At 47.6% G+C, this 25602-nt stretch carries 27 protein-coding genes; 11 read left to right on the top strand and 16 right to left on the bottom strand.

Translation table 11 applies throughout. The features are described from left to right. The first annotated feature begins 52 nt into the window (after window positions 1-52). Window positions 53-1036 (top strand): metal-dependent hydrolase, encoded by a 984-nt coding sequence (locus tag KNO94_RS10595; RefSeq protein ID WP_214779491.1) that lies wholly within the window; start codon window positions 53-55, stop codon window positions 1034-1036. Between the two features lie 26 nt (window positions 1037-1062). Here the strand turns inward: KNO94_RS10595 and KNO94_RS10590 are convergent, their stop codons facing one another. Then, the gene (locus KNO94_RS10590; protein WP_214779489.1) at window positions 1063-1596 is read right to left on the bottom strand and encodes a YceI family protein; all 534 of its coding nucleotides are present in this window, start codon (window positions 1594-1596) and stop codon (window positions 1063-1065) included. 219 nt (window positions 1597-1815) lie between these two features. Between KNO94_RS10590 and adh the strand changes: the two genes are divergently transcribed. The 3 genes from adh (at window position 1816) to KNO94_RS10575 (ending at window position 4546) form a co-directional block, all read left to right on the top strand. Then, window positions 1816-3336 carry an aldehyde dehydrogenase gene (gene adh / locus KNO94_RS10585; RefSeq protein WP_214742880.1) on the top strand — a complete coding sequence of 507 codons (1521 nt, stop codon included), beginning with the start codon at window positions 1816-1818 and terminating at the stop codon, window positions 3334-3336. A 1-nt stretch (window position 3337) separates the two neighbouring features. Then, window positions 3338-3700, top strand: a complete 363-nt coding sequence (locus tag KNO94_RS10580) for a DUF779 domain-containing protein (protein WP_214742879.1) — start codon at window positions 3338-3340, stop codon at window positions 3698-3700. Window positions 3701-3820: 120 nt separating this feature from the next. Next, on the top strand, window positions 3821-4546 hold the full coding sequence (locus KNO94_RS10575) for a nuclease-related domain-containing protein (RefSeq protein ID WP_214779487.1): 726 nt from the start codon (window positions 3821-3823) through the stop codon (window positions 4544-4546). Between the two features lie 41 nt (window positions 4547-4587). Here KNO94_RS10575 and KNO94_RS10570 read toward each other — a convergent pair whose 3' ends face one another. The 11 genes from KNO94_RS10570 to recX form a co-directional block, all read right to left on the bottom strand. Beyond that, window positions 4588-5658 (bottom strand): ABC transporter substrate-binding protein, encoded by a 1071-nt coding sequence (locus tag KNO94_RS10570; RefSeq protein WP_214742877.1) that lies wholly within the window; start codon window positions 5656-5658, stop codon window positions 4588-4590. After that, window positions 5655-6449: an ABC transporter permease gene (locus KNO94_RS10565; RefSeq protein ID WP_214779485.1), complete on the bottom strand. Its 795-nt coding sequence runs from the start codon at window positions 6447-6449 to the stop codon at window positions 5655-5657. The genes KNO94_RS10570 and KNO94_RS10565 overlap by 4 nt, the downstream gene beginning before the upstream one ends. Continuing rightward, the gene (locus tag KNO94_RS10560) at window positions 6446-7267 is read right to left on the bottom strand and encodes an ABC transporter permease (protein WP_214742876.1); all 822 of its coding nucleotides are present in this window, start codon (window positions 7265-7267) and stop codon (window positions 6446-6448) included. The genes KNO94_RS10565 and KNO94_RS10560 overlap by 4 nt, the downstream gene beginning before the upstream one ends. Beyond that, the gene (locus KNO94_RS10555; protein WP_214779483.1) at window positions 7254-8360 is read right to left on the bottom strand and encodes an ABC transporter ATP-binding protein; all 1107 of its coding nucleotides are present in this window, start codon (window positions 8358-8360) and stop codon (window positions 7254-7256) included. The genes KNO94_RS10560 and KNO94_RS10555 overlap by 14 nt, the downstream gene beginning before the upstream one ends. A 21-nt stretch (window positions 8361-8381) precedes the next feature. Next, on the bottom strand, window positions 8382-8921 hold the full coding sequence (locus KNO94_RS10550) for a helix-turn-helix domain-containing protein (protein ID WP_214779480.1): 540 nt from the start codon (window positions 8919-8921) through the stop codon (window positions 8382-8384). Window positions 8922-9072: 151 nt separating this feature from the next. Next, window positions 9073-9342: a YfhJ family protein gene (locus KNO94_RS10545; protein WP_214742873.1), complete on the bottom strand. Its 270-nt coding sequence runs from the start codon at window positions 9340-9342 to the stop codon at window positions 9073-9075. After that, window positions 9339-9653: a YfhH family protein gene (locus tag KNO94_RS10540; RefSeq protein WP_214742872.1), complete on the bottom strand. Its 315-nt coding sequence runs from the start codon at window positions 9651-9653 to the stop codon at window positions 9339-9341. The genes KNO94_RS10545 and KNO94_RS10540 overlap by 4 nt, the downstream gene beginning before the upstream one ends. A 164-nt stretch (window positions 9654-9817) precedes the next feature. Continuing rightward, on the bottom strand, window positions 9818-11863 hold the full coding sequence (locus KNO94_RS10535; RefSeq protein ID WP_214779478.1) for an ABC transporter ATP-binding protein: 2046 nt from the start codon (window positions 11861-11863) through the stop codon (window positions 9818-9820). Window positions 11864-11885: 22 nt separating this feature from the next. Continuing rightward, window positions 11886-13610 carry an ABC transporter ATP-binding protein gene (locus tag KNO94_RS10530; protein WP_214779476.1) on the bottom strand — a complete coding sequence of 575 codons (1725 nt, stop codon included), beginning with the start codon at window positions 13608-13610 and terminating at the stop codon, window positions 11886-11888. A 320-nt stretch (window positions 13611-13930) separates the two neighbouring features. After that, window positions 13931-15571: an L-lactate permease gene (locus KNO94_RS10525; protein ID WP_214779474.1), complete on the bottom strand. Its 1641-nt coding sequence runs from the start codon at window positions 15569-15571 to the stop codon at window positions 13931-13933. A 48-nt stretch (window positions 15572-15619) separates the two neighbouring features. Then, window positions 15620-16432, bottom strand: coding sequence for a recombination regulator RecX (gene recX / locus KNO94_RS10520; RefSeq protein ID WP_214779472.1), 813 nt, complete (start codon window positions 16430-16432; stop codon window positions 15620-15622). Between the two features lie 145 nt (window positions 16433-16577). On the opposite strand from recX, the gene KNO94_RS10515 reads away from it, so the two are divergent. The 5 genes from KNO94_RS10515 (at window position 16578) to KNO94_RS10495 (ending at window position 21642) form a co-directional block, all read left to right on the top strand. Next, window positions 16578-17486, top strand: a complete 909-nt coding sequence (locus tag KNO94_RS10515) for a TIGR01777 family oxidoreductase (protein WP_214779470.1) — start codon at window positions 16578-16580, stop codon at window positions 17484-17486. A gap of 12 nt (window positions 17487-17498) precedes the next feature. Next, the gene (locus KNO94_RS10510) at window positions 17499-18653 is read left to right on the top strand and encodes an amidohydrolase (RefSeq protein ID WP_214779468.1); all 1155 of its coding nucleotides are present in this window, start codon (window positions 17499-17501) and stop codon (window positions 18651-18653) included. Window positions 18654-18829: 176 nt separating this feature from the next. Continuing rightward, window positions 18830-19396, top strand: coding sequence for a GNAT family N-acetyltransferase (locus tag KNO94_RS10505; protein WP_214779466.1), 567 nt, complete (start codon window positions 18830-18832; stop codon window positions 19394-19396). 168 nt (window positions 19397-19564) lie between these two features. Next, window positions 19565-20254 (top strand): response regulator transcription factor, encoded by a 690-nt coding sequence (locus KNO94_RS10500; protein WP_214742864.1) that lies wholly within the window; start codon window positions 19565-19567, stop codon window positions 20252-20254. Then, on the top strand, window positions 20251-21642 hold the full coding sequence (locus KNO94_RS10495) for a sensor histidine kinase (protein ID WP_214779464.1): 1392 nt from the start codon (window positions 20251-20253) through the stop codon (window positions 21640-21642). The genes KNO94_RS10500 and KNO94_RS10495 overlap by 4 nt, the downstream gene beginning before the upstream one ends. A 26-nt stretch (window positions 21643-21668) precedes the next feature. Here KNO94_RS10495 and KNO94_RS10490 read toward each other — a convergent pair whose 3' ends face one another. Beyond that, the gene (locus KNO94_RS10490; protein ID WP_214779462.1) at window positions 21669-21956 is read right to left on the bottom strand and encodes a hypothetical protein; all 288 of its coding nucleotides are present in this window, start codon (window positions 21954-21956) and stop codon (window positions 21669-21671) included. A gap of 117 nt (window positions 21957-22073) precedes the next feature. On the opposite strand from KNO94_RS10490, the gene KNO94_RS10485 reads away from it, so the two are divergent. After that, window positions 22074-22280 carry a hypothetical protein gene (locus KNO94_RS10485; protein ID WP_214779460.1) on the top strand — a complete coding sequence of 69 codons (207 nt, stop codon included), beginning with the start codon at window positions 22074-22076 and terminating at the stop codon, window positions 22278-22280. 30 nt (window positions 22281-22310) lie between these two features. On the opposite strand, the gene KNO94_RS10480 is transcribed toward KNO94_RS10485, so the two are convergent. From KNO94_RS10480 to KNO94_RS10470, 3 genes are read right to left on the bottom strand one after another with little or no spacing between them, the layout of a single operon-like run. Beyond that, the gene (locus tag KNO94_RS10480; protein ID WP_214779458.1) at window positions 22311-22760 is read right to left on the bottom strand and encodes a cytidine deaminase; all 450 of its coding nucleotides are present in this window, start codon (window positions 22758-22760) and stop codon (window positions 22311-22313) included. 50 nt (window positions 22761-22810) lie between these two features. Then, window positions 22811-24187 carry a 23S rRNA (uracil(1939)-C(5))-methyltransferase RlmD gene (gene rlmD / locus KNO94_RS10475; protein ID WP_214779456.1) on the bottom strand — a complete coding sequence of 459 codons (1377 nt, stop codon included), beginning with the start codon at window positions 24185-24187 and terminating at the stop codon, window positions 22811-22813. Then, a complete protein-coding gene (locus KNO94_RS10470) occupies window positions 24184-24393 on the bottom strand; it encodes a hypothetical protein (protein ID WP_015880867.1) in 210 nt (69 codons plus the stop codon). Before KNO94_RS10470 ends, rlmD begins: the two co-directional genes overlap by 4 nt. 85 nt (window positions 24394-24478) lie before the next feature. Between KNO94_RS10470 and yfkAB the strand changes: the two genes are divergently transcribed. Beyond that, window positions 24479-25585 (top strand): radical SAM/CxCxxxxC motif protein YfkAB, encoded by a 1107-nt coding sequence (gene yfkAB, locus KNO94_RS10465; protein WP_214742858.1) that lies wholly within the window; start codon window positions 24479-24481, stop codon window positions 25583-25585. Window positions 25586-25602: the final 17 nt, after the last annotated feature.

Raw genomic sequence — 25602 nt, 5'->3', positions numbered from 1 at the left:
AATAGGAATAGATCGTATCATTTTTGTTTATTGATGGAGGTGCTGAAGCACATTGGATACTGCGACACACATTGGTATGGGACTTGGATTAAGTGCCATCGCGACGCTCAGCCCGGAAGTGTCAGGCGATGCACAGATGTTTTTGGCCATGACAGCGACGGCGCTCGTCGGCTCGCATGCACCAGACTTCGACACCGTCTTTAAGTTAAAAGGAAATAGCACGTATTTACGCCAACATCGCGGTCGTTCACACGGAATCACCGCATTGCTCGCTTGGCCGATTCTCGTCAGTGCCGTCATCGGGACGGTCCTTGGCGTCAATCCTGCCTCTCTTTGGGTGATGGCACAAATCGCCGTGTTGTTACATGTCACGGTCGACCTGTTCAACGCTTATGGGACGCAGGCGTTACAGCCGTTCTCAAAAAAATGGATTGGCTGGGGTGTGATCGGGACGTTTGATCCGTATTTGTTCTCTGCATATTACGGGGCATATGCATTATGGATGATAACGGGTGCGACTGTCCCTATTTTTGCATTGCTCATTGCGCTTGTCATCAGTTACTATGCGATTCAGTTTAAATTGCGTAACCGTGCGCTCGCTACCGTGGCGAGACACTTTGCAGGCGCACATGAACTGTTCATCTCACCAGGAATCGGTTGGGATGATTGGCACGTCGCCGTCCGTTTCCGCGATGGTCTCGGAGCCGTAAAAGTGAAGAAAGGGAAAGTCATCGAATGTGGTCGCTTCCGCGACAAACCGATGCCGGGAGAAGACGATCTTCATTTCGTCGAAGCTCGAAAAAATGCTGATTTACAAGCGTTTCTCGATTTTTCTAAAATTCACACGTATACTGTGACACGCCATAACGGAATGATTGAATACCGCTTCACAAATTTGCGCTACTTCTCTAAAAATATGTATCCGTTCGTCGCTGTCGTCATCGTTGATGAACAGTCGAACGAGGTATTGTCTTCCTTTACGGGTTGGGTGTTTAGTGAGGACAGCCTTCAGAAGAAATTGGTATACGAACAATAAAAAGTCGCTCATCTGAGCGACTTTTCTTATGCCTCTGATTCAGTGAACTGAAGCTCGAACTCAAATTTGACTTTCTTATCGACGAGGACACCGCCCGCTTCGAGCGCCTGGTTCCATGTTAATCCATAATCCTCACGGTTGAGCGAACCTTTACCGGAGAAGGCATGTTTCGTATTGCCCCATGGATCTTTTGCGCTTCCCTCATACTCCACTTCAAATGTTTCTTCCCGAGTCGTTCCTCGAATCGTTAAGTCCCCTGTCAATTCGAATTCTCCGCCCCCTTTCGAACTGAAAGATGTCGAGTGAAAGACGAGATGCGGATGTTCCTCGGCATTGAAGAAATCACCTGAACGAAGGTGGTTATCCCGATCCGTGTTGTTGGTATCGACGGATGCTGCCTGAATCGTCACTCTCACGCTCGCATTCGCTAAATCGTCCGGCTCACCGTTCGCCTTAATATCAAATTCTTTGAACTCGCCCTTCACCTTAGAAATCATCATATGCTTGACCGTGAATGTGATTGAACTATGCGCCGGGTCAACTTGATATGTCTTAGCCATCGTGACTCACTCCTTATGGATAGATTAATGTGTACAATCTAGTGATTACCACAAATCTTGAGTTCAAAACGGTTTTACAAAAGATTGACAAATTATTGTCGAAAAATTTTGACTTTTATCACAAAAGACCGTTACGATGAAAAAGGGAGTCGTTCGCTTACTTAAAAATGTAAGCGCATACATAACTCCTCTATCTCGTATGAAAAGGGAGGAACGATCATGATTTATGAAGTACCGAACTCAGCAGGAACGAAAGTACAGTTTAAGGACCGTTATGAGAACTATATTAACGGAAAGTGGACCGCGCCAGCTGGTGGAGAATACTTTGAAAACACGTCCCCTGTGAATGGGAAAGTATTATGTGAAGTCGCCCGCTCAACGAAAGAAGATGTAGAACTTGCTTTAGATGCCGCTCATGCAGCCAAAGACGATTGGGGCAAAACGTCCGTCACGGAGCGTTCTGTCATCTTAAATAAAATTGCAGACCGTATGGAAGAGAACCTTGAGATGCTTGCCTACGCGGAAACATGGGAAAATGGGAAGGCTGTTCGTGAAACGCTCAACGCTGACCTTCCACTCGCCATCGATCACTTCCGTTACTTCGCTGGAGTCATCCGCTCTCAAGAAGGTGGTATCAGTGAACTCGATCACGATACGGTCGCCTATCACTTCCACGAGCCGCTAGGGGTCGTCGCACAAATTATTCCGTGGAACTTCCCGATTCTAATGGCTGTTTGGAAACTCGCTCCAGCCCTCGCTGCCGGAAACTGCGTCGTGTTAAAACCGGCCGAACAAACACCTTCTTCCATCCTCGTCCTCATGGAACTGATTGAAGACTTATTACCACCTGGTGTCGTCAATATCGTAAACGGTTTCGGGCTCGAAGCCGGGAAACCACTCGCGTCGAGCGACCGTGTCGATAAAGTCGCCTTCACCGGTGAGACGACGACGGGTCGCCTAATCATGCAATACGCTTCTCAAAATATCATCCCGGTCACACTTGAGCTCGGTGGAAAGTCACCAAACATCTTCTTTGCCGACATCATGGACGCGGATGACGATTTCTTTGATAAAGCGATTGAAGGTCTCGTCATGTTCGCCTTGAATCAAGGAGAAGTTTGTACATGTCCGTCTCGTGCATTGATTCAAGAGTCGATTTATGACAAGTTCATGGAACGCGTGCTTGAGCGCGTCAAAGCAATCAAACTAGGCAATCCGCTCGATTCAGACGTTATGATGGGTGCACAAGCATCGAACGAACAGATGGAGAAAATCCTATCTTATCTCCAAATCGGGAAAGAAGAGGGCGCAGAATGCCTAATCGGTGGAGAGCGAAACATGATGGACGGAGATCTCGCGGACGGGTACTACATTCAACCGACGATCTTCAAAGGTCATAACAAGATGCGGATCTTCCAAGAAGAAATTTTCGGACCGGTCTTATCCGTCACGACGTTCAAAGATGATGCGGAAGCACTCGCCATCGCGAACGATACGCTTTACGGACTCGGGGCAGGCGTGTGGACTCGTGACATGAACCGCGCTTATCGTTTCGGTCGTGAAATTCAAGCAGGTCGTGTTTGGATCAACTGCTACCATTCATACCCGGCACATGCCGCTTTCGGTGGGTATAAAATGTCTGGGATCGGTCGCGAGAACCATAAGATGATGCTCGGCCATTATCAACGGACGAAAAACATGCTCGTCAGCTACAGCGAACAAAAGCTCGGGTTCTTCTAAGATGGTAAAACGAGTCGAGGCCACCCCCGCCGCGCTCGAACTCATCGAACGTCTAAAATCAAAACACGGTCCCCTTCTCTTTCACCAATCAGGAGGCTGCTGCGATGGAAGTGCACCAATGTGCTTCCCTCGTGACGAGTTTATGATTGGTGACCACGATGTACTCCTTGGGGAGATCGGAGAGACACCGTTCTATATCCACGAGAAACAGTATGATTATTGGAAACATACACAATTGATCATCGATGTGGTCGATGGTCGGGGTGGCATGTTTTCCCTCGAAGGTGTGGAAGGGAAGCGATTTTTAGGACGTTCTCGAGTTTTTACAGAAGAAGAGCGTGATGCATTAAAACGTGAAGCATGATTGGAGGGACCCGTTTCGACGGGTCCCTCCTTATTTGAAAAAACGATTGTCTCCATTGCTAAAAAATTACATATTATATACGTTTGTTTTTTGTATAGTAGATAAAAAGGGAGGGATTCGATGGCTTCATTGCTAACAGAATGGTTAGAAAGTATTTTGGTTATTTTAATCAGCATATTTGTACCCATTTTTCTAATCCTCACACTCATCATCGCCTATAAGATCAAACGTTATCAAAACAGTCAGTATGCCCAACAAACTCGGCACTCCTACTTCAAAGTGGTCCAGGATACCGGTCTATTCGGAGAATATCTATGCGTGGCAGAAATCGAGTCAAAATTCTTTCAACCACTGATTTTGACGAACCTCTATTTGCCACATCCATTGAAACAAGGTCGCACAACAGAAATTGACGTCGTCTTCATCAATCAGGCTGGCGTTCATGTCATCGAATCCAAAAATTATAGCGGATGGATATTCGGTCGGGCACGTGACCAATACTGGACGCAGACCCTCCCTCGCCGAAAAAAGCATCGTTTCTTCAATCCAATCAAACAAAATGAATTGCATCTCAAAGCCATCGAGGACGTGCTTGGACTAGACCGTGCACACCTCCATTCCTGGATTGTGTTCAGCAACCGCTCGACGCTCAAACAAATTGAATCTACCGAGGTCCCTGTGCTCAATCGCCAACAGTGGATCAAAGAGCTGATCACCTACCAAGACTTTGTTTTCGATCTCGATGAGCAAGTCCGACTATACGAAATCTTATATTCCTTCACACAAGTCGACGCGACTGTCACCTTGAAACATATCGAAGACATCAAATCGACGATCAAGCAGTAAACAAACATCCCCGCACTAATCATGAGCGCGGGGATGTTTCGTCATTTACTCTGCATTTTAAAGCGTAAATACAATTCGTTATAGTAAGCGTTCATACGCTTCCCGAGGTTTTCGTACACTTCAAGGTCTTGTGTCACTTCACGAGACGGATAGAACCGCTCGTCTGACGTCACTTCTTCATCCAAGAACTCAAGTGCTGCCTCGTTCGGAGTCGAATATCCAACGTAATCCGTGTTACGTGCTGCGATCTCAGCATCTAACATGAAGTCGATGAACTGATGTGCCCCGTCCACGTTTTGTGCCGTATTCGGAATGACAAGGTTATCGAACCATAAATTCGTTCCCTCTTCCGGGATGACATACGTCAGTTCTTCATTCTCATACATGATTTCCGACGCATCCCCCGACCAGACGACGGCTGCCGCCGCTTCACGGTTCGCCATCAACATTTTGATCTCGTCTCCGACGATGGCCTTAATGTTTGGCCAAAGCGTCGTTAACTTTTCTTCCGCCTCAATCAACTCATCTTTGTTCGTCGTATTGAGGGAGTACCCGAGCGAGTTCAAGCCGAAGCCCATCACTTCTCGAGTCCCGTCCGCAAGAAGGATATCGTTTTTAAGGGGCATCTCCCATAAGTCGTTCCACGAGGTGATCTCACCGTCGACTAGTTCGGGATTATAGACAATCCCGACCGTTCCCCAGAAATAAGGGACTGAGTACTTGTTACCAGGGTCGAACGATTTGTCGAGAAAACGAGGGTCGATGTTGTCGAAATTCTCAAGTTTGTCGTAATCGATCGGGAGAAGCAAGTTCTCTTCTCTCATCTTGCTGATTGCATAATCGGATGGGACGGCGACATCAAAGGCCGTACCACCTTGCTCAATTTTCGTGAGCATCGCTTCGTTCGAATCGAATGTTTGGTAAACGACCTTCAACCCGCTCTGCTCTTCGAACTCCCCAATCAAGTCTTCATCGATGTAGTCTCCCCAGTTATAGACGACAAGCGTGTTGTCGCCACCGAAGCCTTGTGCGGCATTCAACTGCTGAATCCAAAGAAGAAGACCGAAGCTGACAATTAAAGGGACAGCCAGCATGATGACTAGTTTTTTCATCGTCTAACCTCCTTTGATCCTCGTTGTGCCAACACGTAATAACCGATGACAAGAATGAGCGTAAAGACGAACAAGATGGCAGATAACGCATTGATTTCAAGCGAGATGCCTTGACGTGCCCGTGAATAAACTTCTACAGCGAGCGTTGTAAATCCGTTCCCCGTCACGAAGAACGTCACCGCAAAATCATCTAAGGAGTATGTGAGTGCCGTAAAGAATCCGGCAAATACACCTGGCGTGATATATGGCAAAATGACTTTCGTCAATACGTCCCACGTACTCGCACCTAGGTCACGTGAGGCATCAATCAACGTCGGACTCATCTCTTGGAGTTTCGGTAACACCAAGATGACGACAATCGGAACCGAGAAGGCGATGTGCGACAAGAGGACCGAATAAAAGCCTAACTGAATCCCGAGCATCGTGAAGAGAATCAAAAATGATGCCCCAATGATAACGTCCGGACTGACGATCAAGACGTTGTTCAATGATAAGAGGGATGTCTTCGTATATTTTTGTTTCGCCGTATAAATGGCGAGCGCCCCGATGACGCCAAGCACGGTCGAAATGGTCGCCGAGAGTAGCGCAATGACGATCGTGTTCAAGACGATAACGAGAAGTCTCGTATCCGTGAAGAGAGACTTGTACCATTCGAGGGTGAAGCCTTCGAAGTTACTCATCGTTCCACCACTATTGAACGAGTAGAACACCAAGTAAAGAATTGGCGCATATAGAATAAAGAAGACGGTCGCCAAATATAGGTTTGATAGTTTGAATCGTTTGCGTTTCATCGACGCACCGCTCCTTTCGCACCCCAGTCACGCGTGATGACCATGACGAGAACCATCGCCAAAATTAAGAAGACGGCAATCGTGGATCCCATCCCCCAGTTTTGCGTGACGAGGAATTGTTGTTCAATCGCTGTCCCGAGCGTGATGACACGGTTTCCAGCAATCAGGCGTGTGATCATGAAGAGCGACAACGCCGGAATAAAGACGATTTGAATTCCCGACTTGACGCCGTCAAGCGTTAACGGGAAAATGACGCGTCGGAACGTCGTCCAGTTTGATGCACCTAAGTCTCGTGACGCATAAACGAGTGATGGCGGCAACTTCTCGATCGCGTTATAGATTGGCAAAATCATGAACGGGATAAAGATGTATACCGAGACGAAAACGAAACTGAAGTCCGTGAAGAGAATCTGTTTCGTACCAATTCCGATTGCTTCTAAAAATTGATTCGTAATCCCGTACGTTCCAAAAATACCAAGGAACGCATACGCTTTTAACAATAGGTTAATCCAAGACGGCAGCAAGATGAGCAAGAGCCAAAGCTGTTTATGCTTCGTCTTCGTCAACAAGTAAGCCGTCGGATACCCGACAAGTAGCGAGAAGAACGTAATGAGGAACGCGTACCAAAACGAAGACAGCGTCATCGTTAAATACGTCGACGTGAAGAACGTTTGATAGTTCTCTAAACTCAAGTTCCCTTCGATATCAAAGAAAGAATAATAGACGACGAGAAAGAGTGGTGCGATGACGAACAAGGCGATCCAAATCCAATATGTCGTCAAATATACCGTCTTTGCGGTCTGATTAGTTTGATTCATGAGGGACCTCCTCATAGGATTCGAGACGACGGTCGAACTCTTCTTCCGTCTCCCCTAAACGCATGACGTGAATGGCTTCTTCATCAAACGTCAATCCGATTTTCGATCCGACAACCGATTTCTTCGTCGAATGGACAAGCCATTCGTTCCCTTCTTGGTCATAACAGCAAATCTCGTAATGAACACCTCGGAACAATTGAGAATCGACGTCGACGACGAGTTTCGCCGCATCGATCGATGTCATCTCCAAGTCTTCTGGGCGAATGATCACTTCAACTTTTTCATTGCGGTCGAACCCTTGGTCGACACAGTCGAACGTTTTACCAGCGAACGTGACGACGTTGTCTTCTGGCATGACACCCGGAACGATATTTGATTCTCCGATAAAGTCGGCGACGAAACGGTTGATCGGTTCGTCATAAATATCAGTCGGTGTCCCGCTTTGAACAATTTTTCCGTTGTTCATGACGAAAATCTCATCCGACATGGCGAGTGCTTCTTCTTGGTCGTGTGTGACGAAGATGAATGTGATGCCAAGGCGTTGTTGCAACTCACGAAGTTCATACTGCATTTCTGTCCGTAGTTTTAAGTCTAAGGCAGAAAGGGGTTCGTCGAGGAGGATGACTTCCGGCTCGTTCACGATTGCACGGGCGATGGCGACTCGTTGGCGCTGCCCTCCAGACATCTCATCGATTTCACGTGAGCCATACCCTTCTAAGTTGACAAATTTGAGAGCTTGTTCCACTTTCGCTTTCACGTCTGCCTCTTTTAATTTTTTAATCCGGAGACCGAACGCGACATTCTCAAATACGTTTAAATGAGGAAACAGCGCATAATCTTGGAACACGGTATTCACTTGTCGTTTGTTGGCGGGCACATCGTTGATCCGTTTACCACTGAAGTGAATATCCCCTTCAGTTGCATCGGTAAACCCGGCGATCAATCGTAAAATCGTTGTCTTCCCACATCCCGATGGACCGAGAAGCGTATAAAACTTTCCACGCTCAATCTCAAAACTGATATCTTCTAGAACGACGGTATCGTCGTATCGCTTAGACACACGGTCAAAGCGAATCATTGTCTCTGCATTCATGCTGTTTCCTCCTCTATTGACTTATAAATACGAATGGGTCGCTACAATGAGGCATTCACTCTCACCGTCATTGTCGTTGAAGAGCTGATGTGAATCCGAGGCGACATAATACATCGTTTCCCCTGCCTTGGCGAAATACGTGTGATTCCCTAATTTGAGAGCCACTTTACCAGATAAGACGTATACGAGCGTCTCTGAACGGGAAGGTTCATATTGTTTAAATTCACCATGTTTGAAGAACGTGACGAGAATCGGTTCCATCTCTTTTTCATTCGATTCTGGAATGAGCCATTCCGTTCGATATTTCCGTTCTTCATCTGTATACGTGGTGCGATCGTCGACCGTGTATACGACTTTTTGATTCAAGTCTTCATCGAAGAACTCTTTCGGAGAACTTCCAAGAACACTTAATAAATCAAATAACGTCTCGAGTGAAGGGGAGCTTAAATCCCGTTCGATTTGAGAAATATATCCCTTACTCAAATCCGTGCGCTCCGCCAACTCTTCTTGGGTCAATCCTTTTTTAATCCGGAGTCGCTTAATGTTTTGACCTACTTCCAACGACTGAACGCCTCCTTCTAGTTTAGTGAAACATGAGTTCAACTAAAGAAAGTTTATCTATACTATACTTAAAAGCAAACTATTAGCGACCTTCATTATAACGAACTGAATGAGAATTGCAAATAAAAAATCACGTCGCACCGGACGTGATTCAGTGTAAATTTCGTTTTGACATCAAGTGCTTAAACTTCTCGTTTTTTGTTTGGAACAAATGGAGCTGTGCACCGTATGCATCAATCTGTTGAATGACGTACTGGAACGCCTTCGCCTCCCCTGGATACGGTTCGCCTGCCTTGGCGAGTGATGTCTCAAAATCTTCCCATAGCACTTCGACCCATGTGATGGCTTCCGTATCGTTCAATACGTCATTTTTCTCTTTTAAAATGGCCGCGAGTCGCTCATACTGTTCGTTTCGATTCATCGTTTCACCTCCGACAGTTCAGAGAGGGGGATGGCCCGTTCTGTCATGTCCCCTTCAAACGTCCCCCAGCCCATGACACCGTTGACGAATTTTAAACGGAACGGTTGATTATTGTAGTTGACGACATATGTTTCACCAGGACGGAACGATGTCGGGTCGATCAAATAGCTTTCGGCAATCGCAATCCGTCGAAGGACGACTTCGATTTCACTGACCATGCCCATTTGTTCAGCCTTCCGTTTCCGTTCGTGTAATGCTTGAATCTCTTGCTCTAACTCATATTTCGATAAGTCACTTAAGCGCTTTTCCATTTCGTTCACCTCGATGTAAGCGTATCAGATTTTGCATAAAAAGAAAAAGGCGAGACTGAGTATATTACTCAGTTCGCCTTGAAGTTGTGTGATGGTTAGATTGTTCGGTTGATACTAGACGATGAACGAATCGATGTCGACTAGATTTCCTACCTATAACCGTTTTAACTGATTGCTTGTTGCTTACTTTGTAACTCGTGCATTCGAGCGTAAACACCACCGAATTCGATGAGTGACTGGTGGTTGCCTCGCTCAATGATTCGACCGTGGTCGAGGACGAGGATCTGGTCCGCTTCCCGAATCGTCGAGAGACGGTGGGCGATGACAAACGTCGTTCGACCGTACGTGAGGGTTTTGAGTGCCTCTTGAATCAATGCCTCCGTCTCCGAGTCGACACTCGCTGTCGCCTCATCGAGGACGAGGATCGCTGGGTCAAAGACGAGGGCGCGGGCGAAACTGATCAACTGACGTTCCCCACTCGAGAGAGAAGCTCCACGCTCAATCACCGGCTCATCAATACCTTTTGGCAGCTGTTTCACGAAACGATCCGCCCCGACGGCTGTGAGTGCTTTCCACACTTGTTCATCCGTGATTGTCTCATCGCCAAGTGTGACGTTCGTGCGAATCGTTCCCGTGAATAGGAACGGGTCTTGTAAGACGATCCCGAGATGGTCTCGTACCGCCTGTGTCGGCAATTTTGTCACGTCCATACCATCGATTCGAAGGACTCCGGCGGATGGGTCATAGAAGCGCATGAGCAAGTTCATGATTGAACTCTTCCCACTCCCCGTATGTCCAACGAGTGCGACCGTTTCACCAGGAGCTGCGTGCAGTTCAATCTGTTGCAACACCGGCTTCCCTGCTTCATAACTGAAAGTCACATCATCAAAGACGACTTCCCCTTTAAAGCGCGGAAGACGTTCTGACGAGACCGGCTCCCCTTTCTCGTCGAGCAGTTGGAACATCCGGTCGGCCGAGACAAGCGCCTGTTGGAGTGGCGACAATTGGTTCATGATTTGTGTCACCGGCTCAAAAATTCGCGAGACGTAATCGATATACGCATACAAAATCCCCAGTGTCAGGACACTACCCGTCCCGAGCGTTTGCGCCCCGACAAACCAGATGAGTAAAGCGAGCGCCATGTTCCGGAAGAAGTTGACGAGGTTATGACTCATCAATGCATCCAATTTCAACAACTTTCGTCTCGTTTGGAAGTTGTCACTATTTTTCTCGTTAAACTCGTCGTAAACGAGGTCTTCGCGGACGTACGATTGAATGATTGGCATCGTTTGAATGCTTTCGTTCAACTGCGCGTTCATATCCGCAACGAGAGCACGGACACGGAAGTTATTCTTCGTCGAGAACCGTTGGAACAACTTGATCCAGACGATAACGACCGGAATGATAATGAGCGAGACGAGTCCTAGACGCACATCTAGGAAGAACATCGCAATCAATACCCCGATCATCATGACGACACTTTGGAAGACGCGAGCGAGAACCCCTAAATATAGGTCTCGAATCGTCTCCGTGTCATTCGTGACACGACTGACAATTTTCCCGATTGGGGTTTGATCAAAATAGCGGACCGGAATGGTTTGCAGATGCTTCATCACGTCAAGGCGCATCGTTTTCACGATACTGTGCGCCGACCGTTGTAAGAGCATCTGTTGCCCCCAGTTCAATCCGGCGGCGAGTAATAATAGAACGACATAAAGTCCCGACAAGAGAAGCACCGCTCGCAAGTCCGTCTGATAAAATTGGAACACATCGGTCGACGAGAGCGAGACAATATTTTCATACGTCGCCGACTCGTCACCTCTTGTAATCGTCAGCACGTCTCCTTCGACGTCTCGGACCCCTCCGCTCATAACCGCATCGGGAACGAGATAGTACCCATCGGTCGTCTGAACGATTGAGACGGGCTGAATAACGTCCTGTCCATCGAGTCTTGTTTCTTTCTCATATGAGTCCCCATCAAAGGAAACACTGCCGCCAGATTCAACTTGAACCCAGTCACGTTCGATGGCGACGATATGCTCATCGATAATGATTTTGGCGATATACGGTCCGGCAAGTTCTGCACCGACCGCTAAAAAGAGTAATGTCAATCCGAGGAAGATCGAACGTTTCACTTGCTTGGCATACCCAACGAGTGAACGGATCGTTTTCTTCCGACGGACTGGATCTAATTCATATTGATCGATCATGAGAGATTCCCCCTTTCCCGGATTACTCCGACTCTCCTTGTCGAATAAATTGTTCATAATACCAACCTTGGCGTTCCATCAGTTGGTCATGAGTACCGCGCTCGGTGACTCGTCCATCTTGAAGGACGAGGATTTGATCGGCATGCGCCACGGCAGAAAGACGGTGTGCGACGATAAAGGTCGTCTTCGCCTCACGACTCGTGCGAACGGAATCGATAATGCGCGATTCTGTCTTCGCATCGACTGCTGAGAGTGAATCGTCAAGAAGCAGAATCTCAGGATTTTTGAGTAGCGCTCGTGCAATCGACAGACGTTGCTTCTGTCCACCCGATAGCATGACCCCTTGCTCCCCGACAACGGTATCGAGCCCGTTCTCCAAGTGTTCGATGTCCGTATCAAACGCAGCGAGGTGAATCGCCGTCTCGAGCGCTTCATCCGATACGTCGTCTACGCCGAAACGAATGTTATCGCGAACCGTTTTCGAGAACAGGAGATGTTCTTGCGAGACATACCCACTCCATCCGCGGACCGTTTCAAGTTTAATGTCCGAAATCGGAACCCCGTTCACGAGAAGCGAATCGTCAATCGGATACTCCCGAAGTAACTGACGGAGTAACGTCGTCTTGCCGGCCCCGGTCGGTCCAACGACCCCAATCGTTTCACCACGTGAGACGTGTAGGACGATGTCTTCTAACGAATCACGATTCGCATTCGGATAACGGAATGAGAGTGATTTAAATGTGATTTTCTCAGGAACGTCGATGTGCATCGTACCCGTAGAGGATACGTCTGGCACCTCATTCATTGTCGATTCAATTCGTTCCAAGCTTGCCGTTCCGCGTTGGACGACGTTGATGAGTTCCCCGAAGGCATACATCGGCCAAATGAGCATCCCTAAATAAATGTTGAACGAGACGAGTTGACCGAGCGTAATGTCGTTCGTAAAGACGAGGTACGTCCCAAACGAAAGACCAATCAAATAGCTGAGTCCAACGAGCAACTTGATAACCGGTTCAAACAAGACGTCAATTTTTGCGACGTGCATATTTTTCTCCAACACATCATCTGTGATGTCATCAAATTTTTTCGTATCCGCCTCTTCTTGGACGAATGAACGTACGACTCGAAGACCGGAGATGGATTCGACGACTTGGTCGTTCATCACTCCGAACGAATCCTGGGCTGCCGTAAAGCGCGTATGAATCTGGCTACCAAGTTTATTCATCGACCAAGCGAGAATTGGCATCGGCAAAAGTGCCGCAAGCGTCAACTTCCAATCGATGAACACGCCCATGATCGTCAAGGCGATGAGCGTCATGTTGAACGAGTCGACTAATGTCATGACCCCAAATCCCGCTGTCCGCTCCACCGCTTTCAAGTCATTCGTCGCAAGTGCCATCAAGTCACCCGTACGATGCTGCTGATAAAAGCGCGGTGTCTGTTTGAGGAGGTGACCGAAGAAGCGACCTCTCAATTTCTTTTCAAGTAAAAAGGCTGTCCCGAAGAGTCGGGCAATCCACAAGTACGACATCACGTACGACAACACCATGATGCCGAGTAACGATGACACGATTAAAATCAATCGTTCTGTCGTCAAACTTCCTTCACGAATCGCATCAATCGCCCGTCCTATAATCCAAGGTGGTAGCATGTCTACAACCCCTGTGATGATCAGTAAGATGATCGCAATCACATACGTCCGTTTCTGTCTTTTAATAAACCAATCCAATTGTTTAATCAGTTTCATGACTGATTTCCCCCTTCCGCCCAATCCATCCGAACACGCAAAAAAGCGCACTCCACCTGATTGTGCAACCAATCAAATGAAGCGCGCTTGAAGTAGTCTTCAGTCTTTTGCATGGTCAGGGAAAGGACACTACCCCTATCCAGCTGCCAAAGTCACGCAGTCAAATACGAGTAGCCATATGATGTTTTGAGTGTGTTTGTAAGTACAATGTTGTTCATCATTCTGGCTCCTCTCGTTTCATTGTTTTAAAATCTACTCAAACCTTAGCAGACTGTTCTGAAAATTGTCAACATTATTTTGTAAAAAAATTGTAACTTGATTTAGTTTAAGAAAAACATGCCCAAAACGAGACCAATGACCCCCGTTGCCGTGACGTAATAAATCATCGGCATGAGCGTGTAACGGATAATTGTCCCTTCCTTGCCGAGTAATCCAGCAACCGATGCGACGGCTACAACGTTCAGCACACAGATCATGTTCCCTGCGTTCGCTCCGGCCATCTGCATGGATAAAGCGAGCGTGTTATCCAGTCCGACTGAGTCCGCAACGTTTGTCGTCAAACTCGAGAACATCATGTTCGAGAAGGTTGCCGACCCTGAGACAAAGGCACCGAGAGCCCCGATCCACGGTGCGACGAGTGGCCATACCCCACCGAACGTGTCGGCAGCAGCCGTCGCGAGTTCGACCGGCATCGAAGCGAGTCCGGCACCGCCATTTTCAGAGTGGATGAATATACGAACCATCGGAACCGACGCCGCTAACGTGATGACCGTCCCGACGATGCCGAACGTCGTCGCTTTGAAGACCGATGTCACTTGTGACCAACTCATATTGTGTAAGAAGAATGTCGCAATCATCGTCAAGATGAACATGAAGCCAGGTGAATAGAACGGTTCCCAAGACGTCGAGATTCCTTCTACGCCTAAAATGTTCGGCAGATTGATCCGAACGCTACGGGCCAGTTCATTTAAAAACGGTACCGTACGAGTAAGCACTAAGAAAATCGTCAAAATGAGATATGGTGCCCATGCCTTCCACTGCGGGAGTTCACGCGTGGTTGATTTGAGCGTCACTTTCTCAGTTGAAGGTTCTTGTTCATCCACATACCCGTCAAACGTCCAGACGCGTTTTGGCATGAGAATGCCTTTACGAGCCATCGTGACGAGGATAATAAGACCGGTTAACCCACCTAACATACCACCAAATTCAAATCCGAGGATGAGCGTCCAAATGTACGCAGGCACGCTGTACAAGAGCGCCGCTACGATTGCAATCGGAAATACTTCGAGTGCTGGTTTGATCGACTTCTCCTTACTGAAAAAGCGCGTCAGCATTAAAATCAAAATGAACGGGATGAATAGACCGACGACCATATCGATCAAGACGGTTTGTAAAACGACCTCTGTCAAAAAAGCAATCGACTCAGGCTGGTTCACATCTAAAGATAGACCGTTCCCGATCCCGATGAGTGCCGGTGTCCCGACCGCACCAAATGTCACGGCCGATACGTCTGCGGATAACGCGATGACCACGGCGGCAATCGGTGGAAATCCGAGTGCAATCAAAAGCGGCGCCGCAACGGTCGCGGGTGTCCCAAATCCGGATGCACCTTCAATGAATGAAACGAATAGCCATCCGACAATCAGGACTTGAATACGCGGGTCGGGTGTGATGTTGACGAATCCGGAGCGAATCGCATTCATCCCGCCCCCTTCTTTCATCGTATTCATCATTCCGATTGCCCCGTAGACAATCCATACTGTCGTGACGGCGATGACAAGTCCCTGCAGTGTCGCTGCCATAATTCGTGTCGCATCCAATTGCCAGACGAAGAACGCTAAAATCGCCGTCGTCACGAGTGACAAGGGCATGGCTATCGATGCAGGTAAACGCATAATGACCAATAAGATGAGCACGGCCACAATCGGTGTCAGTGCTGTAATCCATTCTAAAATCGTCAATGTAGACCCACCTTTTCGTGTTTTCCCCTACCGTAAACAGATGTCCCATCACGATTCTTCTTCAGCGATTCGATTTAACGTACGTTCAATCACATCATATGGAAATCCTTTCCTTCGAAGCTGCATCTTCATGCGCTGTTTGCGCTCGAACGCATCGTACCCGCTGAACTTCCGATTCAACTTCTCAGCCTGCTTCAGACATGCCGCAATCTCGACATCCTCGTCCTCTTCTTCCCAAAAAGTTTGAATCGCCTCTGAAATAATATCAAAGGTAAACCCCCTTTGCATCAGGGTTTGTTGAATTCTTTGTTGCACTTCTGTGGCAGAACGGCGATTTGTTTCCATTTGTTTCCGTTTTACGAACTTTCCGGCCTTCTCGACGCGTTCTTCGTGAGTGATTGACGACAATACCGATTCGATGACGTCTGGTGAAATCTGGAGTTGCTCCAGTTCCCGTTTGATTTTGATCGGTCCACTCGGACTTGTATTGAATTTCGTTTGAACGTACGCTTTCGCGAATTCGGCATCATTCAAGTAACGCTGCTCTTTCAGTCGCGTGATGGCATGTTTGATTGCCGATTCGCTCAACTCCTTCTTCACAAGGTAGTCGCGTACCTCTGAGATGGCGCGCATTCGATACGATAAATAATTGATGGCTAACTTATAGGCCTTCTGAGCTTCCTCCGCCTCAAGGACGTCTTGAACAAAATCGTCTTCGAGCTCCATCCCTTTTGTGAGCCCATACTTGATGAACACATCGACATCGATGGCGAACGCAAACTCTTCTTTCCCCTCACGCTCAATGAAGACGTTCAGTCGATCTTGATTCTTCTTCTGGGTCGTGAACTTCGCAATTTTCACAACGACTCCCCTCCATTCCATGTTTCTAACATATCACGTTCAAGAAACGTAAAGGATTTTTGATAAGTTAGAAGAAAGGGTATTCATCTGGATATACTGACTTATACCCATTTTAGAAACAACACATGATATCGGAGGGAATTTCATGAAAATCGCAATCACTGGTGGGACCGGACTCATCGGTCAACCACTCGTTCGTGCACTGGCCGACGCCGGGCATCAAGTCGTCGTATTGACGCGTCATCCACGCCCTCGTCATCGTGGGGTGTCGTTTATCGAATGGTTGACACCGAATAGCAAACCAGAGGAAGAACTCGAGGGAACGGACGCGTTCATCCATTTGGCTGGCGCTTCTATCAACGACGGACGATGGACGCATAAACAAAAACAAGCCATCCTTCAAAGCCGGATTGAGGGAACGAAAGAAGTCGTCCGGATCATTCAACAGTTGAAACAAAAACCACAAGTCGTTGTCAGTGGTTCGGCCATCGGTATTTACGGTGAAGACCGCTCCATTACCTATTCAGAAGAAACGCCATTACCGACACGGACCAATTTCCTCGGTAATGTGTGTGTCCTTTGGGAACAGGAAGCAGAACCGATACGTGACTTAGGCGTTCGTCTCGTGACGATGCGTACCGGTGTCGTCTTATCCAATGATGGTGGCGCCTTCCCACTCATGAAACTTCCCTATCAATTCGGGGTCGGTGGTAAAATTGGATCAGGTAAGCAGTGGGTACCGTGGATTCATTTAGATGATCTCGTTCGCTTATTCGTACACATTATCGAAACCGATTCCATTGAAGGTCCGGTCAACGGAACCGCACCTACACCCGTCACGATGAATGAATTCGGAAAGACAATTGCGAAAGTCATGCATCGTCCTCATTGGATCCCGGCACCTGCTCCAATGATGGAGCTTGTCCTTGGTGAAAAAAGTGTCATCGTCCTAGAAGGGGCGAAAGTCGTTCCGACGAAGGCATTGCAACATGGATTTGAATTCCGATACGAAACGCTTGAACCTGCGCTCACACAACTATTACACGAAGCTTAAGGAGAATGAAGATTGAGTCACTTACTTATTCGAAACGCCCATATTTACCCGATCACCGCATCACATTTTTATGGAGACCTTCGTGTCCGCGATGGAAAAATTGTCGAAATGGCCGAATTGCTCGAACCACTGGATGGAGAGCACGTGATCGAGGCAGAAGGAAACTTTTTATTCCCCGGTTTCATCGATGCCCATACCCATCTTGGTTTATACGATGAAGGGACAGGGTCTGTCGGGAACGATGCGAACGAAACGGTCGAGGCGATGACCCCACATGCCCGTGCGATCGATGGCGTGTATCCACTTGACGAAGGGTTTGAGGAAGCACTGATGGCAGGTGTGACCGCTGTCCAGGTCATGCCTGGAAGTATGAATGTCATCGGTGGTGTGACTAGCGTCATCAAAACTCACGGTCGCTACATTGACGATATGATCGTCCGTCGTCATGCCGGACTGAAGATGGCACTCGGCGAAAACCCGAAACGCATTCATAGCATGGGGAAAACAGGAGACCTGACACGAATGGGGATCATGGGGTTGTTGCGTGAAGCGTTCCGAACTGTCAGATCGACGAAAACAATCGGAACGTTTGGTAGCCAAATGATTCAACTCGCTCTCGACCGCGAAATGCCGATTCGCGTGCATGCGCACCGTGCAGACGATATTCTTTCTGTCGTCCGTTTCGCAAACGAGTTCAACCTTGACTACCGAATCGAACATTGTACGGAAGGGCATCTCGTCGCAGAAAAGTTACAAGAACTCGGTGTGAAACATGTCACCGTTGGCCCGACGTTTACACGCAAGTCAAAAATCGAGCTACAAAATAAGACGTGGGAAACTTATCGGATTCTTCATGAGCACGGCATGTCCGTTTCCATTACGACCGACCATCCGTACACACCTGTCCAGTACTTAAATTTGTGTGCCGGACTTGCGGCACGTGAAGGGTTACCTGTCAATGTCGCGTTACGAGGAATCACAATAAATCCAGCAGAATCACTCGGTGTTGATGATCGGATAGGATCTCTCGAAGTTGGAAAAGACGCCGATCTCGTGCTGTGGAGTCATTTCCCACTCGACTACTTATCCAAGCCGATCATGACGATTGTGAACGGTGAAATTGTCTATAAAACAGACCGCGCTGAATCGCATCACGAGGTCGAATAATTTTCATTATTTTTCATAACGTTTTTACGCATAATTTACTTGCTTTTTTAAAAATACTATATAAAATTATCTTGTAACTTCATAAAGCAGCCAAGGCGGTTCGAACAGCGAAGCCAGAAGTATGCTTTCGTTACGACTATTCTTCAGCGGTCTGAAATAGGAGGAGGAATGTAAAGGTGCTCAAATTTCGTGAGCTCACCGACTGCGCGGAGTTGTTCGAACTGATGCAACACCCAGATGTCTTTCCGTATGTCCGTCAAAAGACGGTCCACTTTGACGAGTTTTTATTTAGCACGAAGCAAATCATCGAGCTAGAGGAGCAAGGAAAAATCATCTCACGTACCATCACGAACGAGTATGGCACCCCAATCGGGACAATCAGCTTGTTTGATGTCGAATCTGGCTATGGATTCCTTGGTACGTGGCTTGGCAAGCCATATCACGGCAAAGGTTATAATCAAGTGGCAAAGGAATCATTCTTCTCAGAACTTTTCTTTGAACTTGATATTGAAAGTGTATTTTTAAAGATCCGTAAATCGAATGAACGGTCGATTGCTGCCGCAGAAAAGCTACCTTATGCATTTTGCGCAAACGAGATTCGTTCCGAATTACTTGCAGAAATCAACCAAGGTGACGTTGAATACGTACTATATGAGGTATCCAAATCGAGTTTCCAACTGTATTTGCATGCCCTCCACGTCCCGGAATACGAAGTACCTTTCGAGGCACAACTCGAAGCATGAGCCAATTCTGTCAAAGAATTGGCTTTTTTGTGGCTTTTTTGTGTGGATTTGATGGAGGTAACTTGTCGGAGTCGAATAAATCTGTTCTAATTCGAAGAGTTAGGTATGATAAAGGTATGAGGGATTCATCACAACTCCCGTTAACTGTTTTGTAAAGGAGAATGGCATATGTCAGAATCAATGTTCCGTATCCTCGTAACTGATGACGAAGAACAAATGCGAGATTTACTTGTATCAAATTTAGAAAAAGAAGGGTATGAGACGGTCACCGCCTCAAACGGTCTTGAAGCGATCGCTCGGCTAAAGGAGGAAACATTCCACCTCGTCTTGCTCGATGTCATGATGCCCGAACTTGATGGATTGACGGCCTGCATGCGAATTCGCGAGTTTTCAAATGTACCGATTATTTTGTTGACGGCACGTTCAGAAGAGCTCGATCGAATCCACGGTCTAAAAATTGGAGCAGATGACTATATTACAAAGCCGTTTAGTCCACGCGAATTACTTGCTCGAATCGAAGCGACATTGCGACGTACACACAGCTTCTCAAAAGAACAAGAAGCGACATTTGACGTCGGCGTTCTTTCGATTGATATCCAGGGTCGCTCCGTCAGCGTGAAAGGAAAAACGGTAAACTTGACTCGTAAAGAGTTTGACTTGCTCTACTTGTTCATCACAAATGATGAAAAGGTATTTTCTCGTGAGCAGTTACTCGATCAAATTTGGGGAACGGAGTACCACGGGAATCTCCGAACGGTCGACACGCATATTAAGACGTTACGCCTGAAACTTGGCGAAGCAGGTGGTTATATTCAAACGGTATGGGGGATTGGCTATAAATTCGAGGCGAACGGATGAAACGATACACGATCCGGAAGCGGATTTGGATAACCATTTGGACAGCCAGTCTCTTCTCAGCGTTCGTGTTTCTGATTATGACGTTTTATCTGTACGATAAATTCTATATCCAGACGCAAGAAGAACTGCTCAAAAATCGCGGAGAGAAACTTGTCACCATCTATAAGGCAGACGGATTCTCGGATGCATTTGCAGACAGTATGACGTATACGAACGAATTGACGGAAACCAAGGTGTTCCTTTCGTCGGTTCGAGAAGATTCACTCGGGTCAGGAAAAACATTTTTAAGACAACAAGACCTCGAACGGCTACAGGACGGTTATGCGATCTCAGTGACCCGAAAGCACCCGACCGAGGATGTCGACATTTTAATGACCGCCTTCCCGCTCATACGCGACGGGGAGCTCGACAATGCCTTGATCCTCTATATGGAACTCAGTAAAATTAGTGAACCGTTTCAACCGATCCGGCTCATGATCACGTTTTTACTCGTCCTCATGATTGTGAACCTGCTCATTTTCGGTAAACAGATCATCGACACGATTATCCAACCACTCATCCAGATGAAGCGCGCCTCACAAGTCTATGCGCAAGGTGACTTCTCCCACCGCATTCCGATTGTCTACGATGATGAGATTGGCGAATTGGCGGACACGCTCAATTCGATGGCGGAGTCGCTCGGACTTGTCGAGGAACAACGCAAAGAGTTTCTGGCAAACGTCAGTCATGAACTTCGCACGCCACTCTCCTACATCCGCGGTTATACCGAGATGCTTCAATATGAATCATTGGATGAAAAAACGAGGGCACAGTATTACGACATCATCGAGAACGAGACGAACCGGCTTCAGCGCCTTGTCACGGACTTGCTCGATCTCGCCCAGCTAGAGCGCGATTCGTACCCGATGACAAAAGAACCGGTCGTCTACTCCCAAGTGCTAGAAGACGTCCTTTATCGGCTCGAACCGATCGCCCGGGCGAAAGGTGTGACGATCGAATCGGATTTAGACTTCGACTTGATCATCCTCGGTGACCATGACCGACTCGAACAAGTCATCGGCAATCTTCTCGACAACGCGCTCCGATATACGGATGCAGGCAAAACGATTTACGTGAAGACGTTTGCCGAAACCGAATATGCGATCACGGAAATACGTGACGAAGGTCGAGGCATCCCGAAAGAAGATTTAGACAAATTAACGGAACGCTTCTATCGTGTCAATAAATCACGGACACGAAAAGACGGCGGAACCGGTCTAGGTTTGGCCATTGCGAAGCACATTATCGAGCGGCATGAAGGGTCCCTTCATTTCAGCTCTGAAGTCGGGCAAGGAACGACTGTCACTGTCGGTTTGCCGCTTCTACCTGACGATGAATTTAATATGTAAAATAGGCAGCCGCGATGGCTGCCTTTTCATATGTCTTTCCCTTTATATTGTTCGACAGACTCTTGTTCAAGTCGTTCGCGTTCGGCATGCGTCTGTGGAAAACCGTTCGCCTGCCACTCGGCACGGTGACTTGAATCGAGTTGCGTGAGCCCTTGCTCCGCCTCATCCTGATCCGCATCGACACTTTCCCGCTCATCCATCTTCTGCCACGTATCTTCTTCCTCACGTTGCGAAAGCAGCGCCGCCACTTTTGGTGCAACGAGCGCCGCACCGGCAACACCCAAGACAATCCCCATCAACACTTTCCGATCCATCCTAACCCCTCCTTCACTATGCACTCTTCATTCCACCAATTGATCATCTCAAAACAAAATGCGTAAACGTTTACAACGAATGGAATAGTGGAATCTCTAGATGAAGGAGGCGATTGGATGGAAAAGAAACGACCCACCTCGAAACGTCCGTTTGATAATCCGGACGCGGTAGACACGGACAAAGAAAGCATCTTTGACGAGGACGGCATGCAAACCGTCGACCCGATTCCTGTCGAGGAATTGAACGAACGAGTGAAGGATGAAAAGAATAAACGTCACTCGAAAGATGAGTCAGTGAGTGAAAAGAAATATACAGACAACTAAACAAGCTGCGGACAAATCGTCCGCAGCTTGTTATGTTAAGTCTTTCGGAGAAAATCCGTAAGGTAACATCTCTTCTTTTGTCATCACTTTCGTATCACCATTCAAGTTTGCGAGAATCAACGTGAAATCTTCGCCCGCAAATTCGGCAATCACTTGACGGCACGCACCACATGGCGAAATCGGGCCTTCTGTGTCACCGACGACAACGACCGTTTCGATCGAATCGCTGCCTTCTGAGACAGCTTTAAAAATAGCAGTCCGTTCTGCACACATCGATAGACCATACGAGGCATTTTCTACGTTACATCCCAAAACTTCGTTTCCGGCTGCATCGATGACAACAGCTCCCACTTTAAACTTTGAATATGGTGTATAAGCACGATTTCTCGCTTCAATCGCTTTATGCACGAGTTCTTGTACGCGTTCTTGTGAAATCATTGGATGTTCCTCCACTTCGATATTTAGAAAGAAGTCTGACATCTGAACTATATCGTGAAAACGCTTACGTGACAAGTCTTTTCACGGACTCGTCAATATTTTTTCTTTTTCTTTTTCTCGAATACAACAACGGATTCGACGTGTGAAGTTTGTGGGAACATGTCATAAGGTTGAACGTAATTCACCTTGTATCCCGCCTTCATCAACTGGTCGGCGTCACGCGCGAGCGTCTGTGGGTTACATGACACGTAAACGATCCGCTTCGTTTTCGACGAAATAATCGAATTGATTAGCTGATGATCCATCCCTGTTCGTGGCGGGTCGACGACGACGACGTCTGGAATCCATCCATCTTTCACCCAACGTGGAATCCAGTGCTCGGCACGTCCTTCTACATACATGACATGATTGTAGCCATTTTCACGCATATGGTCATTCGCATCTTCGACCGCTTCCGGCACGACTTCCATCCCGCGAATCTCTTTCGCGTATGGAGCTAACCAAAGACCAATCGATCCTACTCCCGCATACGCATCGATGACTCGTTCTTCACCCGTCAATCCTGCTGCCTCGACCACTTCACGGTACATCTTCTCCGTTTGGGCCGGATTTAACTGGAAGAATGCACGTGGTGACAGATGATAATGGACATCATCTAGCTGTTCATCCATCTTCTCTTGACCTGCGATATGGACCGTACGATAACCAAAGATCACACCTGAACGATTCGCGTTGATGTTGATATGGAACGACACGACGTTCGGCAATTCCATGATTCGGTCACTCAACTCATCCAAGTCCGGAACATCTTCGTGTCCGACGACCAGAACGACTTGAACATCATTCGTGTTATAACCTGAACGGACAACGATGGTGCGTGCATACCCGGTATCACGGCGTGCGTCGTAGACGGGAATATCGAGTTCGTTTAAAATACGGACGATCGCATTGTTGATATTCGTCGTGTCACGTTGTTGAACCATACAGTGCTCGATTGGTACGAGATGGTTCGAATTCGGCTTGTAAAGACCGGATACGATTTCCCCGCGACGCGTGCCGAGCGGGAATTGTGACTTGTTCCGGTAATACCATGGATCTTCCATTCCGATTGTTGGACGGATATCCGATTTGTCCACGTTTAGTTTCGTCTTTTGACGGAAGGCGTTTCGAACGATTTCTTCCTTATACTCCATCTGCAGACGTGAACTCATATGTTGGATTTGGCAGCCCCCGCACTCATCGTAAATCGGACAAGGTGCTTTGACGCGGTCTTTCGAGTCGTTATCTCGTTTGACGACACGCGCTTCCGCATAGTTTTTTTCCACACGCGTGATTTCGACTTTGGCTCGTTCTCCCGGCAATAAGTTCGGAATGAAGATGACCATGCGATTAAGTGTCGCGATGCCTTCTCCATTAATGCCAAGTCGTTCGACCGTGACATCTTTAAAATCTCCTGTGATTAATTTCAATCTGATTCATCCTTTCGAGACGATTGTTCTAGGTCTTTGGCGTAACGCACAACTTTGGCGCGCAACGAATCAATGTCGGCTAACAGGCGATGTAAATCTTCAGGTGTCGTATGCTCATCTAGCGTATTGACCGATAGACAGAGCAATTCCGTTCTCGATTTTAGGACGTTCATCTTTCCGGCGGTATCTGTACGTGATTTACCCATCTTGTAATCGCTCCTTTGGTTCGTGACAAAGAGTTGCTATTATAGCATACTATTTCGTGTAACTTGATGAAAAGGTGGAATCCACATGCAAAACATCTCCCCAACTTTCGACCCTTGGGAAGCCTATCTCGACCAAGTCGAACACGGTCGACTCGTCTTATCCAATGTCGAAGTCACCACAACAAAGTTGTGTAATATGCGCTGCGAACATTGTGCGGTCGGGTATATGCTCGACCAAACAGAAGAACCAGAAGTTCCGCTCGATCTGTTGATTCAACGACTGGATGAAATCGAGCATTTGCGTGCCTTCTCGATTACAGGCGGTGAACCGATGCTGTCTATGAAATCTGTTCGCAACTATGTCGTCCCGCTGTTACGCTATGCGAAAGAACGTGGGGCCCGTACGCAAATCAACTCGAATTTGACGTTACCGTTATCTCGCTATCATCTTATTACCCCTTACTTGGACGTTTTGCACATTTCGCATAACTGGGGCACCGATGCCGATTTCCTTGAAGGCGGATTCGCGATGATGGACCGGAAACCGAGTGAAGAGGCTCGGTTGAAAATGCTCCAGACGATGAAAGACAACGCCCGCGCCCTTACAGCTGAAGGGATCATCGTGTCAGCAGAGACGATGATTAACAAGCGGACGATTCCGCATTTGAAAGAAATCCATGAAGAAATTGTCTCACTCGGTTGTCAAAGACATGAGGTGCACCCTATGTACCCCGCAGACTTTGCTAGCGCCCTCGAATCAGCTTCCCTTGCTGATACGCGACAGGCCATCCATGACTTGCTCGACGTCCGTGACGAGAATGTTTGGATGCTCTTTGGTACGTTACCATTCTATGCATGTTCTGACCTACCTGAAGATCGCGCCCTGTTGAAGCGACTTCATGAAACAAAAAACGTGACCGTTCGAAACGACCCGGATGGCCGCTCCCGTCTCAACACGAATATCTTTGACGGGCAAATCATCGTGACCGATTTTGGTGATGAACTCGGTACACTCGGTACCGTCTATGACACGTCATTCCAGGAGGCATATGATACGTGGACGAACAGTCAACTGAATGCCACGCTTTCATGCCACTGTCCCGCCGTGAAATGTCTTGGTCCGAACGCGCTCGTCAAGCAAGCCTATTATCCGACAGTGGATTTCCAATCTCGTAAGGCTACCTCGTTTTAATTATTTCGTTTCGGGAA

The organism is Exiguobacterium sp. s22, assembly GCF_018617455.1.
In the GTDB taxonomy this organism is placed as follows: Bacteria; Bacillota; Bacilli; order Exiguobacteriales; family Exiguobacteriaceae; genus Exiguobacterium.
This window is presented reverse-complemented; position numbering and strand designations above follow the sequence as displayed.

Bases quoted from the DNA above. Each gene is read 5' to 3' on its own strand.
- KNO94_RS10590 (WP_214779489.1), bottom strand. From the start codon at position 1,596: ATGGCTAAGACATATCAAGTTGACCCGGCGCATAGTTCAATCACATTC.
- adh (WP_214742880.1), top strand. From the start codon at position 1,816: ATGATTTATGAAGTACCGAACTCAGCAGGAACGAAAGTACAGTTTAAG.
- KNO94_RS10580 (WP_214742879.1), top strand. From the start codon at position 3,338: ATGGTAAAACGAGTCGAGGCCACCCCCGCCGCGCTCGAACTCATCGAA.
- KNO94_RS10575 (WP_214779487.1), top strand. From the start codon at position 3,821: ATGGCTTCATTGCTAACAGAATGGTTAGAAAGTATTTTGGTTATTTTA.
- KNO94_RS10570 (WP_214742877.1), bottom strand. From the start codon at position 5,658: ATGAAAAAACTAGTCATCATGCTGGCTGTCCCTTTAATTGTCAGCTTC.
- KNO94_RS10565 (WP_214779485.1), bottom strand. From the start codon at position 6,449: ATGAAACGCAAACGATTCAAACTATCAAACCTATATTTGGCGACCGTC.
- KNO94_RS10560 (WP_214742876.1), bottom strand. From the start codon at position 7,267: ATGAATCAAACTAATCAGACCGCAAAGACGGTATATTTGACGACATAT.
- KNO94_RS10555 (WP_214779483.1), bottom strand. From the start codon at position 8,360: ATGAATGCAGAGACAATGATTCGCTTTGACCGTGTGTCTAAGCGATAC.
- KNO94_RS10545 (WP_214742873.1), bottom strand. From the start codon at position 9,342: ATGAATCGAAACGAACAGTATGAGCGACTCGCGGCCATTTTAAAAGAG.
- KNO94_RS10540 (WP_214742872.1), bottom strand. From the start codon at position 9,653: ATGGAAAAGCGCTTAAGTGACTTATCGAAATATGAGTTAGAGCAAGAG.
- KNO94_RS10535 (WP_214779478.1), bottom strand. From the start codon at position 11,863: ATGATCGATCAATATGAATTAGATCCAGTCCGTCGGAAGAAAACGATC.
- KNO94_RS10530 (WP_214779476.1), bottom strand. From the start codon at position 13,610: ATGAAACTGATTAAACAATTGGATTGGTTTATTAAAAGACAGAAACGG.
- KNO94_RS10515 (WP_214779470.1), top strand. From the start codon at position 16,578: ATGAAAATCGCAATCACTGGTGGGACCGGACTCATCGGTCAACCACTC.
- KNO94_RS10500 (WP_214742864.1), top strand. From the start codon at position 19,565: ATGTCAGAATCAATGTTCCGTATCCTCGTAACTGATGACGAAGAACAA.
- KNO94_RS10495 (WP_214779464.1), top strand. From the start codon at position 20,251: ATGAAACGATACACGATCCGGAAGCGGATTTGGATAACCATTTGGACA.
- KNO94_RS10490 (WP_214779462.1), bottom strand. From the start codon at position 21,956: ATGGATCGGAAAGTGTTGATGGGGATTGTCTTGGGTGTTGCCGGTGCG.
- KNO94_RS10485 (WP_214779460.1), top strand. From the start codon at position 22,074: ATGGAAAAGAAACGACCCACCTCGAAACGTCCGTTTGATAATCCGGAC.
- KNO94_RS10480 (WP_214779458.1), bottom strand. From the start codon at position 22,760: ATGTCAGACTTCTTTCTAAATATCGAAGTGGAGGAACATCCAATGATT.
- KNO94_RS10470 (WP_015880867.1), bottom strand. From the start codon at position 24,393: ATGGGTAAATCACGTACAGATACCGCCGGAAAGATGAACGTCCTAAAA.
- yfkAB (WP_214742858.1), top strand. From the start codon at position 24,479: ATGCAAAACATCTCCCCAACTTTCGACCCTTGGGAAGCCTATCTCGAC.